This is a genomic window from Edaphobacter aggregans DSM 19364 (assembly GCF_000745965.1).
GTDB lineage: Bacteria > Acidobacteriota > Terriglobia > Terriglobales > Acidobacteriaceae > Edaphobacter > Edaphobacter aggregans.
In genome coordinates, this window is the sequence record NZ_JQKI01000017.1 from 59,429 (window position 1) to 80,230 (window position 20,802).

Genomic DNA, 20,802 nt, shown 5'->3' on the forward strand with positions numbered 1-20,802 from the left:
CTTACGTGATAGGGACGGGGTGGCCCATACCTCAAATCCAAGCACGCTGGGTGCCCCATTCATCGCAGATGAGTAGGCAATCTTCGCGAAAACGAAGACCGCCTCACCACGACGGCCAACTTCTAAGAGACAGGCAAGAGCGAGATATCGTCTGCAACATAGGCATGTAGAGCCTGTCCTTGTTTGATCTCCACATTCTTGCCATGTTTGATCAAACCGATCGGACCAAAGAGAACGGTAAGGACAACCGTGCTGGTAACACCGCTCTCACCCTCTTTGCCTTTGGTGCCGCGTAGCCTGATCTTCTCTTCCCCCACCTTCAGGTAGTTGAGTCGAATACTCAGCTCGCCGGCCTTGCCCATCATTCCGGATTTTTCAGCCTTGCTCACTTCTCCGAAGGCCTTGCTTCCGGCCTTCGCCACTACAACGCCACCCACCTTGAGGTCATCCACCAGCGTCAGAGCGACAGGGTCGCCCTCCGCAGCCGTCTTTGAACTCAGGTCTTGCGCGAATTGCAGGCTTACATCTTCACCCTCACGCAACTTGTACTTCCCCGCAGCGTCAGGCCCGGATGGCACCGGAGCAGTCGTCGCAGCCGCAGGAGTGACAACGGCAGCGGAAACGGCTGTCGAAGCTACTGCTGTTTGTTGTGCTGTAAGGGATTCGGAAAAGGCGAGAAGGCAAACCAACGTGCAGGCAGTCCACGAGCGGATCATCAAAAGTCCTTCAAAATCAATATGGGGGAGTAGAGGAAGCTTACCGTCAGCCACCTCTCGACGCAATAACTATTCCGTGGGATACCGCGATGAGTGGGTCATTCGCGCAAAGCGCGAATCAAACCCTCAAATTGCGCAAACGCCACACTTCAGATACCTTCTATCTCGCATCGAGAGGCTGGCCGGCCAAATGACACCTCACAACACCATGCATCTCTCCTTACGAGCCACGCTCATCTTCGCCCTCACCACTACCCAACTCGCCTGCGACCGCGCAAAGCTCCCCCCGGAACTCCCCTCCCTCGAGCTCAAAAGCTCCAGCTTCTCCGGAACCATCCCCAACCAGTTCTCCTCCTGCGAGGGCCAGGTCAACGACTCCCCCGAGCTCTCCTGGCAGGCCCCGCCCGCCCGCACCCAGAGCCTCGCCCTCATCGTCACCGACAGCGACGCCCCCATCGGCACCTTCGCCCACTGGATCCTCTACAACCTTCCCCCGGACATGCGCGAGCTCCCCCAGGCAATCCGAAAGGCCGAAGAGCTCCCCAACGGCTCCCGTCAGGGCCTCAACGACTTCGGAGAGATTGGCTACGACGGCCCATGCCCGCCCTTACGCTCCTCCTCCCACCGCTACGTCTTCGATCTCTACGCCCTCGACGCCAGACTGAACCTCCCTGCAGGAGCTACAAGAAGGCAGCTCCTTGACGCCATGACCGGCCATATCCTCGCCCACGGCCAAACAACCGGACGCTACCAGCACTAACCTCGCCCACCCACGACGTCATCCGAGCGAAGAGCGCCGAAACGATCCCTGAACCCAGCCCATAACCCCAACCCATAACCCCAGCCCCACCCATTACTTACACCCAAACACCCTAGAAACTCCAGCAAAAACCCTTGTCAAGCCCATAAACCTAATAACCCATGCTCCACCAGCAACATACAAGTGCCGATCAATCCCCCTCCACCCGCTACAATAGAAATAGAGTCAGAAAAAACAAACAGCCTCGGCCCACGCCGAGGCATTTCTGTCCCATAAACCATGTGCTTCGAATACTTTACAGGCATAGCCCCCCTGTAAATACAGCGCTTTGCAACCAAAGTACCAGCCTAAACCAAGAAAAATGAATACTTTGCGCAAAACAAGGGGGAGGGGGGAGGGTTAATCACCGCCCGCTCGAACGCCACCTCGACGCCGGGAAGCATCCGACAGTAGAATCATCCACACCGCTGGGCTCCGAAGCAAAACCACCGCGAAGCGACCGACGTCGCCGCAGCCAGGAAGGCCCCACATGACCAGCAGGAATCCACCCACCCCAACAGCATCCGCAGCTCCCGGCTTCAAGCAGCGCGCCGCCCACGAGCTCAAGGACTTCGCCATCGTCTCCGCCTACCTGGCCGTCCTCTTCTGCGCCGTCATCACCTACACCAACCTCCTCGTGCAACGCTACGACGACCCCGCCACCCTCAACTACACCTTCGCCATCATCAACGCGCTGGTCATCGGCAAGGTCATCCTCATCGGCGAGATGATGCACCTCGGCAAGAGTGCCGAAAGCCGCCCGCTCTACCAGTCCGTTCTTCTCAAATCGCTCGTCTTCGCCCTCTTCGTCTTCGCCTTCCACATCCTCGAGGAGTTCATCAAGCGCCTCATCCACCACAAACCAGCCGGAACCGTCCTCCACGAGATGGAGTGGGACCAGCTCATCGCCCGCTCCATCATCATCCTCTGCGCCTTCCTTCCTCTCTTCGCCTTCCGCGAGCTTCGCCGCGTCCTCGGCGAAGAAAAGCTCTACGACCTCTTCACCCACCACCCCGAAACTTCAAGCTAGCTTGCCGTACCAAGGCGCCCAGCCTCAACAGAACTATCGCGACCCTCGCAGCGGCTGCACATCCTTATCCAGCATGCTCGCCAGATCCTGAGCCAGAGCCGGCCCCTTCGGCTGTGTGTACGTTCCAAGCTGTCCCTTGAGCTCAGCCTCCGCATTCTTTCCGCCCGCTCCATCCACGCACGGAGTCGCCGTGACGTAAGAAGCCGTGTATCCGATCGTCCTCTTCCCCAGCGTCTGCTCCTGGATCACGACATGCAGCACGCGGTCTGCGTTCGCCGCGGCATCCACCACGTCCACGCCGCTCAGCGCGCCGACCGCCTGGCGAATCTCGTCCGCCCGCTGCCCCTGCGGATCGTCCCCCGCAACGGTCACCAGAACCCGCACACGCCCCGCCTGCCCCGGCGTCGCCGGCCCGCACGTCAGCGGATGCTTGCGCGGATCGCCCGCCGTCCCAATCTTCGCCGCATTCACCAGCGCATCCAGCTGAGCCTTCGACAGACGGTTCAACCCCACCATCGTAAAGCTGCCCTGCTGGACTCCAAGATACTGCTGCACGTCGGGCGTCCACGCCGCCGCTCCCGCCGCCGGCTTCGCTGCCGTCTTCGACTTGTGACTCGCCGTCTGCGCAAGAACAAACTGGCCTGCAAAAACCGCTACGACGCATACACGAAAGAGATTCTTCATCAGTTGTCTCGCTCCAAAGCTCCTAGATCAACAATAGAACAAGGCAGGAAAGCAACAGTACTAAGGCTTGGAACGACTAAGGCTTGAACCCAACCGACTCCCACAGCGGAGCGGGATCGTAGACTGCTCCGCCCTCGATACTCTTTACGATGCGTCTCATGTTGTGGATGTCAGCCAGCGGATCGGCATCCAGCAAAACCATATCGGCGCATTTCCCAACCTCGACCGTCCTTCGCTCCCGCCAAGCCCCATCACCCGCGCAGACACGCTCGTCGCCGCCTCCAGAGCCTTTTTGAATTGATTCAGACAATATTCCTCAATCATGGCCGAAATCTAACGGGAACACTGACTGTAACCATAGCAAAGATGTCGCCCAACAATATTTTCCTGGGCTTAGGACCCAAAGCTCAATGAGCCTGCCCGAGGGTCTTTATATTTTGCAGTGTGTCTTCATCGTTCGGCTTCAGTTCGAGGACTTTCTTGTAGAGAACAAGGGCAAGATCCCCGCGACCTGCCTGTTGGAAAAGCATGGCAAGATCATAGTAAGGAACAGGGTCTTTGCTCTTCAAATCGATTGCCGATGCAAATTGGTGTGCAGCGTCGTTCGATCTTTTCTCTTTGAGGTAGAGCACGCCTAGATTCACATGGGCTGCACTACTGGCCGGATCGAGTTGTAGCACCCGTTGGTATGTAGTTTCTGCCTCGCTCAAAGCGCCGGCGCCCTGGTAAGCTGCCCCACTGTTCAACAGGACGGCAATATCTTTCGGATTCTGTACGAGAGCCTGCTTGTACGCCGCCTGGGCAGCCTGGAATAAATCAAGCTGTAGGTAGACATCTCCCAGGCTTGCGAAGGCATGAGGGAAATTTCTGTCCACCTGAAGTACGCGGTTGTACTCTGTAAGCGCTCCATGGAGGTCTCCTCGCTCACGCAGCGAGAAAGCGAGATTGTATCGAACGGATGGACTTTGTGGCGTCGCCTGCAACGAGTTCTGGTAAAGGCGGACTGGGTCGGACCAATCTGCCACCCGCAGCGTAGTCCTGTAAATATTCCATACGCCCCAGACCGCTATGAACATCATCAAGAGATTGCGAAGTCGTGGCTGACTTGGAATGGAGCACACGGCAATAACGGCTGTGACGATTCCGATTGAGGCGAGATAGGTGAAGCGCTCCGCCACCCCCTGATAGCTCATGAGCAGGCAAAAAGGCGCGATGCAAATTGCGAACCATGTGAGGCCGCCAAGAAGCGCAGGATTGCTCCGACGGCGGAGCACGGCATAACTAAGCGTAAGGGCAAAGCACAACATCCCAACAATCAGCCATCGATATGGCTGGCTTGGGGAAATGGTAGTGGAACGTTCCACGCTCATGTGCAACGGAAAGAGCGTGAGAACCACATATTGCCGGAGCGCAAGACTTACCCACTTGAGCGAAGCAACTGAGGAGAAGGTCTTCACGCCAATTGCGAAGCGCAAAGCCTCAACGCTGATCTCAGCAAGGCAAACGATCCCGAGCGTTTCAAGCAAGTTCTTTGAATATTGCAGGTTTGTGATGAGTACGACCAGAAATAGGAGAGGCAGGATTACGATCCCGAGTTCGTGTGAGAGGACGCCACAAACAGCGGCTGCAAAGCATGCGAAACCCCACATGAATCCTCCTGCGCGGATACGTTTCAAGGCGGAAAGGAGGCAGATCATGATGAACATACTGCACAATGCATAGGATCGTGAGCTGATCCATGCCACGACTTCCGTATCGATCGGCAACGAGAGCCACAGCAGAGCCACGACAGCGGCTGAAAGGACAGGCATCTTCAGCCGCCTGAGAAGAGCGAAGGCCAGGTTGCCGTTTACAAAGTGGAGAGCGACATTCGTTGCGTGAAAGCCACCAGCATGGAGTCCCCACATGGCGCGGTCGATGAACAGAGAAATCCAGAATAGTGGGCGATATATTGAGCCTGTGTAGCCTAAAAAGGAGTTTGTAAGTGCAACCGGATGCAGAAAAAAACGTTGTACCAGGAGACTCCAGGATTCAAGATCTGGATTATTAAGAACCTGATCTAGATCGTCGTAAATGAATGGAGACGTAAAGGCTCGCCAGTAAAGAAACAGAACCAGGACACCTGAAAGAAGCAGAAAAGTTCTTTTTGGGTGCTTATGAAGCGACGATGTCGAGGGAGGTCTTAGGCGCATTTCTTCAATAGCTCGTAAAGGGACATAGAACTCAGAAAGCTTAATCATATGATCCGTGATCAATCCGTACTAAGCCGAATATGACAGCAAGCCCCAGAGAGATGCACTCACTTTTAGCGCAGGCAGACGGGCGTACAATCAGGGGCCATAGCAACAGTCCGCATCTCTCGGAGGGCATCCAACTCCCATGACGACCTCGGCTTCGGCGCACCCAATCCGAACCCTTCGCGAGCACGTCACCGCGCTTGAGGCGGCCATCACCCTCTGCCTCGCCGACCCCAGGCCTCGCTCCGTCCATCGGCTGCGCACGACCACGCGACGCATCGAAGGACAGTTCGCCATGCTCGCTCTCCTCCCCCAGATTCCGGAGCACGACAAGCTCGCGCGCAAGGCCCAGCGAACTCTCAAGCAGCTTCGTCGCGCCGCCGGCCGCGTCCGCGACCTCGACGTGCAACTCGACCTCATTCGCAGCATCACGCCGGACAAGGCCTCCCCCTCACTCGAGCGGGACTCCGCCGAGCTCATCTCAGCACTGGAAGATCAGAGAGATGCCGCCGCCGACAAGCTGCTCCGCAAGCTTCGCCGCCGGCAGGCGGATGTCGCCAATCTGCTCGAGTCGCTGCTCGAAACCCTCGAGCCCGTCCAGAGGCTTGCCCTCTCGCCCTCCCAGCTCACCACACTCGCCCGCGACTGGTTCGCAAACAACACGCCGCCCGAGCCAGACAGCAACCCCGACGACCCGGACCATCTCCACGCCCTGCGCAAAAACGCCAAACTGGCGCGTTACATCGCCGAGAACGCTCCGAAATCCGCCAAGACGCCGCGCCGGCTCGCCGCCGCATTCGAGTCCGTCCAGGAGGCGGGCGGTCACTGGCACGACTGGCTCGTGCTCGCCGACATCGCAAGCAACAGGCTCGGCGGCTCTTCGCCCCTGACCAAAGCCTTCCTCCACCGCTGCCATCTTGCACTCACGGTATATCGCCGCCACCTGCGCGAGGCCGCCGCTTAGGCCTCTCCCACACCTTTGTCGCTCACTCCTGCTCGAGAGCGCGCAACTGCCGCCGCCCGCTTCGCGCTCGCCTTTCGCCGGGTCTCCACCCACTGCTTCACGCGGTGCAGTGCGCTGCGTGCCCACTCATAGTCGCGCCCCAGAATGATCAGTCCCGCAATCAGGAGCGGAATCCCGGGAATCACCGGCAGAACGCATCCCGCGATGCCCAATACCATCAGGGCCCAGCCACAGGCCCTTCGCATTAAATCGCCCCAGCCGATCCCCGCAGCATCCATAGGGTCCATACCACTTAGACGCCCCGGAACCTGAATCTGTTGTGAGGACTCGTTCCGAGACGGGACCGCTACTTCCGCCGCCCGGTTCCCTACTGTGGAGGAGCATCCTCCGGCATCACCGCCCCGGCACGCACCCACCGCTCCACTGTCGCGACGTCTGCGTCCGTAAGCTTAGCCTTTGGAGGCATCGGCTTCGGGTCGTTCACCGGCCCCGCGTGCCGTATCAGCTTTACCAGCAGGCTCGCCGACGAGTCGCCGGGGACCAGGACCGTGCCGTCCTTGCCGCCCTTCATCATCCCGGCCTTCGTCGACAGCGTCAGCCCACCGCGATGGTTCATCCCCGCGTGGCAGCGATAGCAATTCGCTTCAAAGATCGGCTTTACCTTCGTCGTGTAGAACTCAGGCTTCGCGGCCTCATCATCCGCAGCCGCCCTTACCCCCGGCGCTCCCAGCCCCCAACCCCCAGCCACCATCGCAGCAACGCCCACCCCCAGCAGAATCTTCCTCATCCATCCTCCGTTATTAATCGAAGAGTATACGGAACCCTCCTCGCCACTTACACTGGGTACAACCTGCCGATAAGGTAGAAGTTGCTCTGGCGTTCCGCGCCTCTCACAAACAGGATGCGTCTGAACGCCCCCATCACAGCCCTCCTGGCTCTCGCTGTCTCGTTGCTCGGGCCTGCCTCACTCACTGCCGCCACGCGGCCGACGCATCGCGTGGCTGCGCCCAAATCCCCCACGCCGGTCGCCGCGCCCAAAAAGCGCACCCGCAGGAAGTCGGCCGACGACGCTTCCGTGACCCGCGCCCCGCGCAACAGCCACCGCAAGCAGCCACGCAAGCGCACCGCAGACGACGCTCCTGACCGCATCACCGTCCAGCGCGTCCACACCGCTCCCCGTTCCGCGAAGGCCAGGCCGGCCACGCGACGCGACGCGGCCACGCCCCAGCAGACCGCTCCCAGCGCTGCCTCCCTCATAACCCCGGAGCACCGCAAAGCCACCTCCCAGGACTTCCTCGATGCCGCCGGCGCATCCGGCCGCAACACCACCCAGGCCAGCCTCAGCGCACCCCGCAGCACCGTCGATTCCCCTGCTCCCATCACCACCGCGCCAGACGCAGACGCCTCCCAACCCGCGCCCGTCGTCAGCGTAACGCGCGCCCACGCGCCCGCACCGCAGCTCGACGACGTCTCCGAGGAGGCCGCAACCCCGGTCATCCTTCCCGCGCTTTACAACAAGCGTGGACGCCTCATCGTCCCCAGGCCACTCAAGGGCTCGCACGAGATCCTCGTCCGCCAGAATCGCGTCGCCGACCGCGACGGCCTCGACCGCATCGAGGACGACGCCGACCTGATCCGCATGCGCAACCAGCACCTCCTCGTCGCCCTGCCCGTCAGCAAGGCGCTCGACGTTGATGACCGCCTGCCGGCGGACCGCCGCTACTGCCGCCCCTGGACCGCGCAGTTCCTCGCCACGCTCTCCCGCGCCCACTACGCACGCTTCCACACCCCGCTTCAGGTCAACTCCGCCGTCCGCACCGTCGAGTTCCAGCAGCGCCTGCAGCGCACCAACGGCAACGCCGCTCCCGCCGAGGGCGAGACCGCCTCGCCCCATCTCACCGGCCAGGCCATCGACATCGCCAAGCACGGCCTCTCACTCACCGAGATCGCCTGGCTCCGCGGCTATCTTCTTCCTCTCATCCAGCAGGGCCGCATCGACGTCGAAGAGGAGTTCCAGCAGGCCTGCTTCCACATCAGCGTCTACAAAAAGTACACGCCCTCAACCCCCGCTCCCAGCCGCGACCTGGCCACATCCCACAGCAGCACCGCCGCCCTCGCCACCGCCATCCGCTAAACCCAGCAACTCACAACTTCTCGCGCCGACCCGTCTTCCAGCTCCGGAACGCCGCATCGAGCGCGGCCATGTTCCGCACCCCATCCTCTCCACTCGCGGCAAACGCTGCACCCCCGCGCATCGCCAGCGCAAAGCTGTCGAGCATCCGCGTGTAGCCGTCCCCGTTGTCCAGCGTCGTCGTCTCGATCGCCTCGCCCGCTCTCCGCAGCACAACGTCGACCGGGCGATCCACCGTCAGGCCGTTCTCGGCCACCAGAACGCCATCGCTTCCCGTGATCTCGATCAATGTGCGATACGGCGCCCGCGCGCTCACCGTCACGTTCCCAATCACGCCGCCGGTCATCTCTATCTGCAGCGACGCCGTCGCCTCCACCTGGTCCTGCGGGCGCGACTTCGTGGCCAGCGTGCTCACGCTCTCCACCTCCTCGCCCAGAACATAGCGCAGAGCATCGATGCAGTGCACTCCAACGTCGGCGATCGGGCCGCCCGCCGCCAGCGTCGGGTCCATGATCCACTTCCGCGGCGCCAGCTCAGCCGGATACGCGAACTCCGCAGCCGCCAGCTGCGGCCTGCCGATCTTCCCCGCGCGAATCTGCTCGCGCATCCAGTTCAGGCTGCGGTTGTAGCGAAAGTTCTGCGCCACCCCGTAGAGCACGCCCGCGGCCTTCGCCGCATCCTCCATCTCGCGAGCCTCGGCGGCGTTCATCGCCACCGGCTTCTCGCATAGCACCGCCTTGCCGTGCTTCACCGCCAGCAGTGTGTCCGCGCGGTGCATCGCATCCGGCGAGGTGATAAACACCGCATCCACTTCAGCCGAGCCGCACAGCTCCTCCAGCGTCCGGAAGTTCTGCGCGATGTGATACGCCGCGCAGTTCTGCTTCGCCGCGTTCTGATCGCGCCTCCACATCCCCACCAGCTGCGTCTTCTCCGAGCGGGCAAACGCCGGAAGAAGCCGCCGCACCGCATGATGGCCGAAGCCGAGAATCGCAAAGCGAACAGGTGCGTTCATACACTGTCTCCTCAGAAAAAGCGGTTAGGGGATGCAGTCTACGGCAGCGATCGCATACAGCTCTCGGCCAGCCGCGGGGAGGAAGTTCGGCTGTGTTGTTCGTTGATAAGACTAATGCGCTTCGTTCTTGAAGATCTGCTCAGCGTAGAAGTTCTCCACCTTCGCCTGGTCGCGCAGCATCTCGAAGAACGCGCTCTTCAGCAGCTGCGAACGTCCGTTGAGAAGCTGCTGCCGGATCGCCTGCTGCACCCGAGGATCGCTCAGCTCGCGCTGCCCTGCCGGCTCCCGCGAGATCAGCTTATAGATCGCGTAACCCGCCGGCTTCTTCGTCTGCCCGTCCAGCAGCGGAAGGATATCGGTGATCTGCCCCGCCTTCAGCTTCGTCACCATGGTGTAGATCGCCGGGTCCGCCTTCATCTGCGACTCCGAGACAAACCCGATGTCGCCGCCGCTCGACGACGTCTCTGGACGCTCGGAGAAGTTCATCGCCAGCGCCCCAAAGTCCTCGCCCGAGTCCAGGCGGTTCTTCAGCGCCTGAATCTTCTTCTTCGCCTCGGCGTCGTTCGTCGCCTTGCTGTTCTGCAGATTGCCGGGCTGCGCCGAAGGAACGCTCGTCACCTGAATCTGCGCCAGGTGATACTGTGTCTCGATCAGGTTGAACTCCGCCTTGTGCGCGTTGAAGTAGTTCGCCACATCCGCGTCCGTCACCGTGATCTTCGAGTCGATCTCCTTCGACAGAAGCTTGTTGATCGTCAGCGTGCGCCGTATGTCGTGCTTCACGTCGTCCAGCGTGTGGTTGCTCGCCTTCAGCTTCTCGTTGAACTGATCCTCGGTGTACGGAGCCTTCATCTCGGCCAGCTTCGCGTCCACCTCTTCGTTGGTCGCGGTCAGGTTCATCTTCGTCGCGCGCTGCTCCACGATCTCCTCGTCGATCAGCTGCCGCAGCACGTTCAGCCGTAGCGAATCGGCCTGCTCCCGCGTCGGCGTCTGCTGTTGCTGCTGCTGCGCATCGCCCAGCTGCGCCTGGTACGCCTTGTCCATCTCGGCCTTCATGATCGGCTTGCTGTTCACCGTGGCCATCACGTCGGCGTTGTGAGCATGATTGCAGCCCGCCAGGGCGGCAGCCACGATCAGCACGGCAGGATGTGATGCCCGAAACAGGCGGCGCGTCGAGATCAAACCCTCTGCCGCAGTCGACACGTTCTTCACTTCGAACCTTCCCCCTCGTTCTTCTCTCACTGGTGGCTGCCCGCCGGCGGCACCGGCTGACCCGGCGTCCCGGCTGCGGGAGCGCTCTGCGGTGCCGGCGAAGACGGCGGCGGTGGAGTCTGCCCGGCCGCCACAAGCGCCTTGTCGATCATACGGTACACATACTCCATCGGAACCGCGCCCTCCAGCCGCTCGCCGTTGATAAACAGCGCCGGCGTCGAGTCCACCCCCAGGTCCGTCGCCTGCTTGACCGACACCTTCACCGCCGTGTCGTCCTGCTTCTCGATGCACGCATTCAGCGCGGCCTCGTTTACCTTCTGACGCTTGCCCTCTTCTTTTGTCAGCGTGTCCAGCGTCTCGTTCGCCTTGGCCAGTGTCTTCTCCGCCCCACCCATATCCGCCGCGTGCGCGTGGATGTAGTCCACCAGGTTCCAGTAGCCGGGAGCACTCTGCGCCGCCAGGCAGTTCGCGTCCACCGCCGCGCGCACCGCCCACGGATGCTGGTCCAGAGGAAAGTCGCGATACACGATCCGAACCTGGTCCTTGTACCGCTCCGTCAGCGCCGGAAATATCTGCGCGTGCATCTTCGCGCAGAACGGGCACTCCAGGTCGTCATACCCCACGATCACCACCGGTGCGTTCGCCGGGCCTCCGCGCGCCGGTCGCCCCTCTGCGCTTACCAGCTCCTTGGGGTCCTTGCTGATGTCGAACTTCGAGAACTGCGCCAGCGTCTTGCCGTCGGTCGACAGCAGAAACGTCATCGGCTTCGACGTCTTGCCCTCCGCCGAAAACAGCACCACGATCTCGTCGAAGCCCGGAACGTCGCTATGCGCCCGCGGGCCGATCACCACGTCGTAGTTCGGCGGCAGACTGGTCTTCGAGCGGATCAGAATCTCCACCCTTCGCGCCAGCTCCGGCGGCAGCTTCCCTCCGCCCTCCGAAGCGCTCTGGGCGTGGCAGCCGGCCGCGGCCAGCATCAGGAAAAAAGCAAAGGGACGAAGCAGACGGACAGCATTCAGCACAATACCCCCGATTATCTCACGCATACCACAGCCACCCGCCCCCAACCCGCTTTCTACCCCCTACACCCTATTCCCTACTCCCTGCTTCAAAACAGCCTCTCCGCCCGTCGCAGGTTCCCCGCCGTCCCGATATTGGCCAGCGTAAAGTTGAACCGGTACACGTTCTCGTTGCGAACCGACCCCAGCTCATACTTCCGGTACTCCACGCTCAATCCGCAGCAGTCCCAGTTGTACTGCACCTGAAGCGCGCCGTACTGCACCTGGGTACTGTTCAGGTCGAGCCCAGCATTCGCCGCCACTCCAAACCCGCGCTTCGTCGGCCCGCCGTAGCCCAGCAGAACCCTCAGCTGCTTGAAGTCCGAGACCGCCGACGAGAAGCCCGCAATATTGAACCGCCCCGGAGCATTCAGCCGCGCATAACTCAACCCCGAAAACACATTCCCCTCATGAAAGTTCACCAGCACATTATTCGACGTGAACTTCTTCGCTCCGGTATCCAGGTCCCAGTCCCACTCCACATCGAAGTGGTCCGAGGTCCTCCACCGCAGCCGCGAGATCAGAGGCGAGATCTCCCTCGGCTCCGTCAGAAACGCCACCCCCGAAAGCGCCAGCGTCGTCGTGAAGATGTTCCTCCTCCCCGTCACCACCGCCCCGCCGAAGGACGGATTGAAAAAATACTTCTGCGTCACTCTCCAGCTCAGAAGCTCCCGGCTGCCGCATCCTCCTGACGCCGCCGTGTAGCCCGCATCCGAGGCCACATTGCCTCCCACGCCGCCCATCGCGCCCGGAGCCGCCGCGCCCGTCCACGCCCCGCTCCCTGCCGCGGCATCCGTATCCGGCGTCTCGCACGGCGCACTCTTCTTCGGACGAAGAAACAGCCGCTGCGTCACCCCGTACTCCACCTCGTTCGTGTTGCTCACCACATCGACATCGTCGAAGCGCAGCACCTCGTTGAAGTTGTGTATGCCGGTCACATACAGGTACGCCGCCATCGGCTCGATCGTATGCTTCACCGCATCCGCGCCGAACAGCTTCCCCACCAGCGGCGACCGAAACGTCCTCTCCAGCACCGGAGCCCGCGCCTCCACTCCAACCTCTAGGTCCGCGCGGTTCACCGCCTCCCCGCTCTCGACCGGAACCGGCGACAGAGAAGGCTCCCGGCTCCGCGAGTAGATCGTCTCCCGCAGCGCCAGCGACGACCGGAACCTCCACCCTCCCGCGTTCAGTGGCAGCGCAATCTCCGGCCTCAGATCGAACCGCTCCGTCAGCCCCGTCGTCGAAAAGTCCGGCTGCACACGCTTCAATCCCGCCGCCGTGCTCTGGACGCTCCACAGAGCGCTCGCATCCCCCAGCCTGTGCTCCGTTGTCGCCAGATCCAGCGACGGCGCATGAAAGATGCGGATCTGCTGCTCAGCCGTCGTCGGTGTCGCCGCCTGCTTCAGCCCCTGGTAGCGATCCGCGCGCAGCGCCCACGAGTACCCATCCGTCTGGTGCACCGCATACGCCTCCGACAGAATGTCGCTCGACACCGCCTGGTTGAAGTTCTCCGTAAACGCCTCGCGGTACGGATACGAGCTCAGATACTCCACATCCGCCACTACCCGCGTCTGGCTCGTCCAGTCATGACGCCCCGAGAACACCACGTCCTCTCCGCCCTGGTTCACATACTGCCCGCCCGAATAAAACCCGCGGTCCTGCAGCCCGTTGTAGTGCGCCAGCGCAAAGTCGTTCCCCAGCCCCCGGTACCGCAACGTCGCCGACTGCTGCCATCCGCGCTTCGAAAAATACTCCGCCCCCACCGTCATGTCCGTGCTTCGGCCCAGCACTACATAAATCTGCTCGCCCAGCACCAGTCCCTTCGTGGACGATTGCCCGATCACCGGAATCATGAACCCCGTCTGCCGCTGCTCGTCCCCCACCGGGTGCGACACATACGGCAGATACACCAGCGGAATGTCCATCACGCGAAACACCGTATTCCGCGCCGTCGCCTTCTCCTCCGTCACGCTGAACTTCCCCGCAAACAGCTGCCAGTCCGGATGCGGAAGCTGACACGACGTCACCGATCCCCCATACACGTCGTACTCCTTCGGCCCCGTCTTCACCACCACCTTGCCCTCGAACAGAAACGGCTGCCCGTTGTCGTACACCGGCCTCCGCCCCGCCGCCTTCAGCCCCGAGGACCTCAGCCCCACCGAGCCCGACACGTCAAAGAACCGCCCCGTCTCCGTCTTCAGATTCATCGTCCCGTGGCTGGCCGAGATGCTCTCGTTGTTCTCCCCGCCCGTCACCTTCAAATGCCCGCTCGCATTCAGGTCGCCCGTCTCCGCGTCGTAGTCGATGTGGTCCGCCTCCACCTTGCGGTCCTTGTACGTGATCACCACGTCCCCATCCAGCGTGTACTTCGACCCCGTCTTCGCCTGCGGGCCCGAGCTCTCGATCACCACCGTCGACCCATCGTCCTGCGCAGGCTCCACAATCGCATCCGGATACCGCCGCGCCGTCTCCTCCGGCCCCGCCGGAAGCTCCGCCGAGCTCGAAGGCTGCGCCAGGCTCGAAGACTGGCCCCCGCTCGCCGCAGGTGCCTGATTCGACACCTCCTGAGCCCGCAACTGTGGATGACTCGCCGCCCCCAGCGTGATAGTTGTCAAAAGGTAAACACTTCGCAGGATCCGTCGGCTCCACCGCCCCCGGCCTCTGCGAACGCCAGCCCCGTCGCCGCCTTCAAAGGCACGACCCTCGGCCTGGCACAGCCCCTGGGCCCTTGCATCCGGTTCCTTTGGATCGAAACGTGTCAGACGTACCACCACTCTATTGAGGCTAACCGAATTTCACCCCGAGCGGGTCTGAGGTTTTCAAAGCACCATGAGCGCCGAGCGAAAGATTCACCCACTGGACGAAGCCTCCACAGCAGCCGCCGTCGAGACCACTCCCCTCGAGCCCTTCGTCCTCAAGCAACAGGTCGCCGAGCGCCTGGCCGCGCACCGCGCCCGACGCGCCGGAGCCTCCCCCGACGCCGCCGCGCACACCTCTGCCTCCACACCTCTCGCCCGAACCTCACGCATAGCAGCCGCCGTCGCCGAGCGCTACGCCCACTCCAAGAGCTACCGCGACTTCCTCGCCGAAGAGGCCGAGCGAGCCGTCCGCGAGGCTGAAGCCGCCGCCCGCCAGGCCGAAGCCGCCGCCGAGATCGCCCAGCGCAACGCCCAGGCCCTGGCCCAGGTCCAGTACGACCTCCTCGCCGAACTCGACGGCTACGCCGCCGACAGTCCGCACCCCGTCGAGACAGCCCCAGCCTCCGTCATTCTGAGGGAGACCCACCCATCGGGCGGGTCGACCGAAGAACCCCCGCATCTTGCCCGCATCGCCACCGTCATCCCCGCCACCGCCCAGCTCAACCTCACCCCCGAACCCACCTTCTCCCCCGCCGACCTCACCGTCCGTCTCGCCTCCGAAATCCGCCTCCCCGCACCCGACCCCGCCGCGCGCCGCGCCCGCCGCACCTCCGCCGCCCACCAGCCCATCGAAGAGCCCCTGACCACCTCGCCCACCAACCCTGAAGAGACCCTCTCCCTCGACGAGGAGATCGCCTTCCGCCAGGCCCCCGTCTTCGAGCCCGTCGAGCCTCCCGTCGGGATCCCCGCCAACCTCATCGAGTTCCCCCGCCAGCTCGTCGCCTCCCGTCGCGCCCGCCCCCGCCTCGCCGAAGGGCCCCTCCGCGAAGAGGCCGAGCAGCACCACGACCCCTCCCAGCTCCGCATCTTCGAGGTCGAGGCCGAGCAGATCTCCTCCGCCCCCGCCTCCGACGCCTCCGCCCCCGAGTGGACCTCCATCCTCCTCGACGCCCACCCCCGCCCGCTCCACGCCGAGCCCGCAGCCCACGGCTACTACTCCACCCACGCCTACCCGGCCACCCCACACGTCTACGCTCCTGAGCACCAGCCCGCCGAGTACGCCCCGGCCGCCTCACCCGACGCCGCCCAACACCTCTACCCCACCCCCGAGACCCGGCACCTCTACGCCGTCCCCTTCCACGTCGCTCCGCTCGAACTGCGCCTCATGTCCGCCGCAGTCGACACCCTAGCCGTCCTCGCCGGCTTCCTCGTCTTCAGCGCGGTCTTCGTGCTCGCCATCTCACACTTCGTCCCCGAAGGCCTTCACATGAGCCTGCAGACCGCGGCCCTCTCCGGCGCCGGCATCATCGTCCTGCTCGGAGTCCTCTACCATTACGTCTTCTTTACCTTCTCCGACGCCACCCCGGGAATGCGCTACGCCCGCATCGGCCTCTGTACCTTCTCCGACAACAACCCGACCCGCCAGGCCATGCGCCGCCGCATCTTCGCCCTCATGCTCTCCGCCGCCCCCTTCGGCCTCGGCCTCCTCTGGTCATTCCTCGACGAAGACCGCCTCGGCTGGCACGACCGCATCTCCCGCATGTATCAGCGCAGCTACTGAAATAGCCAGGCCAATCCAGTTCAGTTGATACCATGATCAGGTCTTCGCTGAGGCCATTCGTCGTTCATGAAAATTCGCTTCGTCGCGATCTTCCTTACCCTCGCCGTGACCTCCTCACCGGCACAATCGCCCCAGCCACGCGCCACCCTCCAACAATCGCTCGGATTCGAAGATCAAACGGGACCCGCGCTCACCGGCTGGCGCACATACCCTCAAGAGTCCGGCCAGATCGACAACGAAATCGCTCATAGTGGACGCTCGTCCGCGCGCCTCCAGCTCAACCCGCAGTCCTCCAGCTTCTCCGTTATCACGCGATCTCTGCCCATCGACTTCCAGGGAACCTCCGTTGAGCTTCGCGGCTACCTGCGCCTCAAGGACGTTACAAACTACACTGGCCTCTGGCTCCGCCAGGACGCCGACGGTCAAAGCCTGTCGCTTGAGAACATGCAGTCCCAGCAGGTCAAGGGCACCAGCGACTGGGCGCAGTACCACATCACGCTCCCCCTCAATCCCAAGGCCCAGCAACTCTACTTCGGAGTCCTCCTCTCCGGCTCCGGCACGCTGTAGGCCGACGATCTCGAGCTCCTTGTCGACGGCAAGCCCATCGCCCAGGCTCCCGCTGCCCCGCCTCGCATCAGCCTCCCCGCCGACCACGAGTTCGACTCCGGCTCCCGAATCGCTCTCACCACTCTCTCCCCCACGCAGATCTCGAATCTGGTCACGCTCGCGCGCGTTTGGGGATTCCTCAAGTACCACCATCCCGCCGTCATCTCCGGCCAGCGCCACTGGGATTACGACCGCTTCCGCGTCCTGCCCGCCGTCCTCGCCGCACCCGATCGCAAACAGGCCAACGATGCAATCCTCGCCTGGATCGACAGGCTTGCTCCTATACCCAACTGCAATCCCTGCGCCTCTGCTCCTTCGGGGGAGTTCGATCTAAAGCCGGACCTCAGCTGGATTCACGACCACACTTCACTCGGCGCGCCCCTAAGCCAACGCCTCGAGTCAATCTATGCCAATCGAACCGGCAAACAGTTCTTTGTCTCTCTGGTTGCCAGCGTTGACAATCCGTCCTTCGATCACGAACCTGCCTACCCGCAGATCAAACTCCCCGACTCCGGCTACCAGCTTCTGGCTCTCTTCCGCTGGTGGAACATCCTTCAGTACTGGGCGCCGTATCGCTCCGTCGCCGGTCAGGACTGGGAGGCCACCCTCGCCGGGTTCATCCCGAAGATAGCCCTTGCCAACAACAAGGACTCCTATCAGCTCACCCTCTTCGAGCTCGTTGCCAAGGCCAACGACACCCACGCCAATCTCTGGAGCTCGCTCTCCGTTCGTCCGCCCACGGGAGACTGCGCCCTGCCCGTCGATCTGCGCTTTGTCGATGACAAAGCTGTCGTCTATCGAACCGATCCCGCCAACAGCAGTCAGCTTATGCCGGGAGACATCCTCAACTCCCTCGACGGAGTCTCCACGGCGGCTCTCATTGAAAACATCGCCCGCTACTATGCCGACTCCAATGACGCCGCGCGTCAGCGTGACCTTGCCCGCTTCCTCACACGCGGCGCCTGCGGCATCGTCTCCCTCGAAATCACCCGCGCGGGCGCGCTCCTGAAGATCTCCGCGAGCCGCACCCAGTTCAACCCAGCATCCTCGACCCACGATCTGCCCGGAGACACCTTTCGTCTTCTTTCGCCCAGCGTCGCCTATATCAAGCTCTCCAGCATCAAAGCCGGCGACCTGCCTGACTACTTCGCAAAGGCCATCGATACCCGCGGACTCATCGTCGACATCCGCAACTACCCCTCCGCATTCATGCCCTTCGCCATGGGCGCCTATCTCGCCACCAACCCCACGCCCTTCGCCAGCTTGACCCGGGCAGACCTCGCAAATCCCGGCGCCTTCCACTTTGAAGACGGCTCCGTCATCGAGCCCGGCCCCATTCACTACAAAGGCAAGATCGTCATCCTCGTCGACCAGACCTCCATCAGCCAGTCCGAATACACCGCCATGGCCCTGCGAGCTATGCCCAACGCAACGATCGTCGGCAGCACCACCGCCGGAGCCGACGGAGACGTCTCCTCAATCCCGCTTCCCGGAGGACTCAGCACCATGATCAGCGGCCTCGGAATCTTTTATCCCGTCCATCGCCCAACCCAGCGCATCGGCATCGTGCCCGACATCGTCGTCCACCCCACGATTCAGGGCATCGCGCAACGCCGCGACGAGGTCCTGGAGACAGCAGTGCGCATAATCGAAAGCGGAAAATGCTACTTCGTGCTGGCCCGCTCCATCGGACCCTTCGTCGCGCTCAGTCCCTCTTCGTACTTCGCGACGCCCTTATACAGGCTCTCCGCCACCCGCTCCCGGTACTCCGGCTGGCTAAGCTGCCTGGCGTCCTTCGGGTTCGTCACAAACGAGATCTCCGCAAGGATCGAAGGCATATTCGCCCCGATCAGCACCACGAACGGAGCCTTCTTCACCCCGCGGTTCTTCAGCCCGGCATTTCCTCGCTGAAGCCCCGCGAACAGGCTCGTCTCGACGTCCATCGCGAACTCGCGCGACTCGTCGATCTTCTCCTTCAGCGCGATCTTCTTCACCAGATCGCTCAACTGATAGACCGATTGATCGCTCACCGCGTTCTCGCGCGCCGCCACCTCCAGCGCATCCGGCTGCGAGGTAAAGTTCAGGTAGTACGTCTCCACCCCCCGAGCCGTCGGATCGTTCGACGAGTTCGCATGAATCGAAAGAAACAGATCCGCCTGAGCCTTGTTCGCAATCGCCGTCCTGGTCTCGAGCGGAATAAACGTGTTGTCCGAACGCGTATAGATGATCTCCGCGCCCAGCCGCTCGTGCAGCATCTTGCCCAGCCGCAGCGCCACGTCGAGCACCACGTCCTTCTCCTCGATGCCGTCAACGCCGATCGTGCCCGAGTCATGCCCGCCATGCCCTGCATCGATCACGATGCGCCCGATCTTCAGCCCCAACGCACGCACCAGCGAAGTCTGCCCATCCGCCGTAGGCACCGCCGCCCGCGCCGGAGCCGCCGAATCCGCCTTCTCCTTCCGCGACTTCCGCGAAGAAGAAGCAGAAGAAGAAGCAGGCGAAGTGCTTGCAACAGAATCAGCGTCCTTCGCTCCAGAATCACTGCCCTTCGCCGAAGGAACCACAGCAGCAATCGGCTGCGAGGTCGGAACGCTCGTCGCCTCCACCTTCCCCGGCTGATCGCTCACCGCCGCAACCTCACTCGCCGAGCCCGCGCTTCTCGTCGCCACCGTATTCGGAACCGGCCGGCTCGAGGGCTTCGACTCCGCCGACGCCCGCGGCGCCGGAGCCTCCGGCACCTCCCTCTGCCCCGCGCCGGCAACCTGCTGCTGCGAACTCGGCCCGCCGTGTATATCAATAATCAGCCGATAAGGATTCGGCAGCAGAAACGCCGAGTACTCCGTAACATCATTCACATCCAGTACCACGCGCGTCATGTCGTTCGAGAACTGCGCCGCGCGAATCCGCTTCAGAAACCCATCGTCCGTAACCGTGAAGCTCCTGCCCACAAGCTCCTGCGCCAGCCGCGTCCCATGCAGGTCGAAGTAGATGCGGTCAGGATTCGGAACCCGCGCCGCCTCGTACGTCACATCGTCGCCCAGGTCGATCGCCACGCGCGTATAGTTCGGCGTCGACCAGTGACGAATCCCCGTCACCTTCGCCAGCGCGCCCGGACGCCTGCCTGACGCCGCCTTCGCAACATGCGCCGTCCTCTGACCATCAGCAGGAGCAGCCGCCTGCGCATCATCCTCCAGGCCCGCGTCCACTGGCGCCGCCGTCCCTCGCCGCTCCGCGCCCCCATCCCCCCCGGTCGTCGGCATCGGAGCAAGAGCACTCCCGCTCGCAGGACGCGCAGGCTGCGTGACAGGCGCGGGCTGCGTGGCAGGCGCATCGGAGGCAGCCCGCGCCGTAAGAGTCTCTCTGGATGTAAGAGTCTCTCTGGATATAGCTGCTGTCTTCTCTTTACTCGCTACACCCTGCTGCTTCGGAGCCTGCTCGAGCGACGACAGCCCCGCCCGCGCCTCCTCAGCTTGCGAGCTGCGCGGATACTGCTTCACCAGCTGCGAATACATCGCCCTCGCCGCAGCCGCATCGTGGAGGTCATTCTCGTAGATCTGCCCCTCGGCCAGCAGAGCGCCCACGCGCAGCGAGCTACCCGGATACTGCGTCCGCAGAAACTCATACTGCCCCACCGCAGCCTTCAGATTCTTCGCATCGCCAAGATCGCGGCCCTGCTCGGCAAGCAGCTCCGCCACAGCATTCACCGCCGCGGCCGCATACCTGCTCTGCGGCTCGTCATGATAGATCGCGCGATACCCGTCGAGCGCTTTCGCGTAGTCAGCCTTCGTCCGGCTGGCGTTCGGGATCGCCTCCAGCACCTCGCGCCCGCGCGTCGCCTGCTCCCACGGCGACATCTCCATCACATGCTTCTGGCCCGATCCCTTTGGCCTCGAAGGAGTAGCCGCCCCCGCAGCCGTACAGACCAACCCGACCGCGC

At 62.8% G+C, this 20,802-nt stretch carries 18 protein-coding genes and 1 pseudogene; 7 read left to right on the forward strand and 12 right to left on the reverse strand.

Translation table 11 applies throughout. From position 1 onward, the window contains the following. Positions 1–122 precede the first annotated feature (122 nt). Positions 123–716, reverse strand: a complete 594-nt coding sequence (locus Q363_RS08700) for a hypothetical protein (RefSeq protein WP_245632118.1) — start codon at positions 714–716, stop codon at positions 123–125. A gap of 190 nt (positions 717–906) precedes the next feature. Between Q363_RS08700 and Q363_RS08705 the strand changes: the two genes are divergently transcribed. Continuing rightward, positions 907–1,476, forward strand: coding sequence for a YbhB/YbcL family Raf kinase inhibitor-like protein (locus tag Q363_RS08705; protein WP_211256146.1), 570 nt, complete (start codon positions 907–909; stop codon positions 1,474–1,476). Positions 1,477–2,005: 529 nt separating this feature from the next. Next, positions 2,006–2,545, forward strand: a complete 540-nt coding sequence (locus tag Q363_RS08710) for a hypothetical protein (RefSeq protein ID WP_035349403.1) — start codon at positions 2,006–2,008, stop codon at positions 2,543–2,545. A gap of 33 nt (positions 2,546–2,578) precedes the next feature. Here Q363_RS08710 and Q363_RS08715 read toward each other — a convergent pair whose 3' ends face one another. From Q363_RS08715 to Q363_RS08720, 3 genes are all read right to left on the reverse strand, one after another. Next, entirely contained in the window at positions 2,579–3,229 is a 651-nt protein-coding gene (locus tag Q363_RS08715) for an LPS-assembly lipoprotein LptE (RefSeq protein ID WP_035349405.1), read from the reverse strand. Positions 3,230–3,305: 76 nt separating this feature from the next. Then, positions 3,306–3,539, reverse strand: coding sequence for a hypothetical protein (locus Q363_RS40320; protein WP_157466657.1), 234 nt, complete (start codon positions 3,537–3,539; stop codon positions 3,306–3,308). A 97-nt stretch (positions 3,540–3,636) separates the two neighbouring features. After that, a complete protein-coding gene (locus Q363_RS08720) occupies positions 3,637–5,469 on the reverse strand; it encodes a tetratricopeptide repeat protein (protein ID WP_084080145.1) in 1,833 nt (610 codons plus the stop codon). A gap of 139 nt (positions 5,470–5,608) precedes the next feature. Here Q363_RS08720 and Q363_RS08725 point away from each other — a divergent pair, with 139 nt between their 5' ends. After that, the gene (locus tag Q363_RS08725) at positions 5,609–6,430 is read left to right on the forward strand and encodes a CHAD domain-containing protein (RefSeq protein ID WP_035349408.1); all 822 of its coding nucleotides are present in this window, start codon (positions 5,609–5,611) and stop codon (positions 6,428–6,430) included. Here Q363_RS08725 and Q363_RS08730 read toward each other — a convergent pair. Continuing rightward, positions 6,427–6,717: a PGPGW domain-containing protein gene (locus tag Q363_RS08730; RefSeq protein ID WP_084080146.1), complete on the reverse strand. Its 291-nt coding sequence runs from the start codon at positions 6,715–6,717 to the stop codon at positions 6,427–6,429. The genes Q363_RS08725 and Q363_RS08730 overlap by 4 nt on opposite strands. 80 nt (positions 6,718–6,797) lie before the next feature. After that, complete coding sequence (locus tag Q363_RS08735; RefSeq protein WP_035349411.1) at positions 6,798–7,217, reverse strand: c-type cytochrome domain-containing protein; 420 nt, start codon at positions 7,215–7,217, stop codon at positions 6,798–6,800. Between the two features lie 114 nt (positions 7,218–7,331). Between Q363_RS08735 and Q363_RS08740 the strand changes: the two genes are divergently transcribed. Next, positions 7,332–8,564 (forward strand): DUF5715 family protein, encoded by a 1,233-nt coding sequence (locus tag Q363_RS08740; protein ID WP_035349412.1) that lies wholly within the window; start codon positions 7,332–7,334, stop codon positions 8,562–8,564. Between the two features lie 10 nt (positions 8,565–8,574). Here the strand turns inward: Q363_RS08740 and Q363_RS08745 are convergent, their stop codons facing one another. The 4 genes from Q363_RS08745 to Q363_RS08760 all read right to left on the reverse strand — a co-directional run bounded on the left by Q363_RS08745 (position 8,575) and on the right by Q363_RS08760 (position 14,455). Beyond that, complete coding sequence (locus tag Q363_RS08745) at positions 8,575–9,573, reverse strand: Gfo/Idh/MocA family protein (RefSeq protein WP_035349413.1); 999 nt, start codon at positions 9,571–9,573, stop codon at positions 8,575–8,577. Positions 9,574–9,684: 111 nt separating this feature from the next. After that, positions 9,685–10,782: a SurA N-terminal domain-containing protein gene (locus tag Q363_RS08750; protein ID WP_084080147.1), complete on the reverse strand. Its 1,098-nt coding sequence runs from the start codon at positions 10,780–10,782 to the stop codon at positions 9,685–9,687. 26 nt (positions 10,783–10,808) lie between these two features. Then, a complete protein-coding gene (locus Q363_RS08755) occupies positions 10,809–11,828 on the reverse strand; it encodes a DsbA family protein (RefSeq protein ID WP_084080148.1) in 1,020 nt (339 codons plus the stop codon). Positions 11,829–11,890: 62 nt separating this feature from the next. Continuing rightward, positions 11,891–14,455: an LPS-assembly protein LptD gene (locus tag Q363_RS08760; RefSeq protein WP_245632119.1), complete on the reverse strand. Its 2,565-nt coding sequence runs from the start codon at positions 14,453–14,455 to the stop codon at positions 11,891–11,893. Between the two features lie 214 nt (positions 14,456–14,669). On the opposite strand from Q363_RS08760, the gene Q363_RS35930 reads away from it, so the two are divergent. Next, the gene (locus tag Q363_RS35930) at positions 14,670–16,259 is read left to right on the forward strand and encodes an RDD family protein (RefSeq protein WP_051978570.1); all 1,590 of its coding nucleotides are present in this window, start codon (positions 14,670–14,672) and stop codon (positions 16,257–16,259) included. A gap of 66 nt (positions 16,260–16,325) precedes the next feature. Beyond that, complete coding sequence (locus tag Q363_RS08770; RefSeq protein WP_035349414.1) at positions 16,326–16,826, forward strand: hypothetical protein; 501 nt, start codon at positions 16,326–16,328, stop codon at positions 16,824–16,826. Positions 16,827–17,264: 438 nt separating this feature from the next. On the opposite strand, the gene Q363_RS08775 is transcribed toward Q363_RS08770, so the two are convergent. Next, the gene (locus Q363_RS08775; RefSeq protein WP_035349416.1) at positions 17,265–17,567 is read right to left on the reverse strand and encodes a hypothetical protein; all 303 of its coding nucleotides are present in this window, start codon (positions 17,565–17,567) and stop codon (positions 17,265–17,267) included. 126 nt (positions 17,568–17,693) lie between these two features. Here Q363_RS08775 and Q363_RS43860 point away from each other — a divergent pair. After that, positions 17,694–18,437: pseudogene (locus Q363_RS43860) on the forward strand (S41 family peptidase); the annotation flags it as partial. A gap of 92 nt (positions 18,438–18,529) precedes the next feature. Here Q363_RS43860 and Q363_RS08780 read toward each other — a convergent pair. Further along, positions 18,530–20,719 carry an N-acetylmuramoyl-L-alanine amidase gene (locus tag Q363_RS08780; RefSeq protein WP_425387649.1) on the reverse strand — a complete coding sequence of 730 codons (2,190 nt, stop codon included), beginning with the start codon at positions 20,717–20,719 and terminating at the stop codon, positions 18,530–18,532. Positions 20,720–20,802 lie beyond the last annotated feature (83 nt).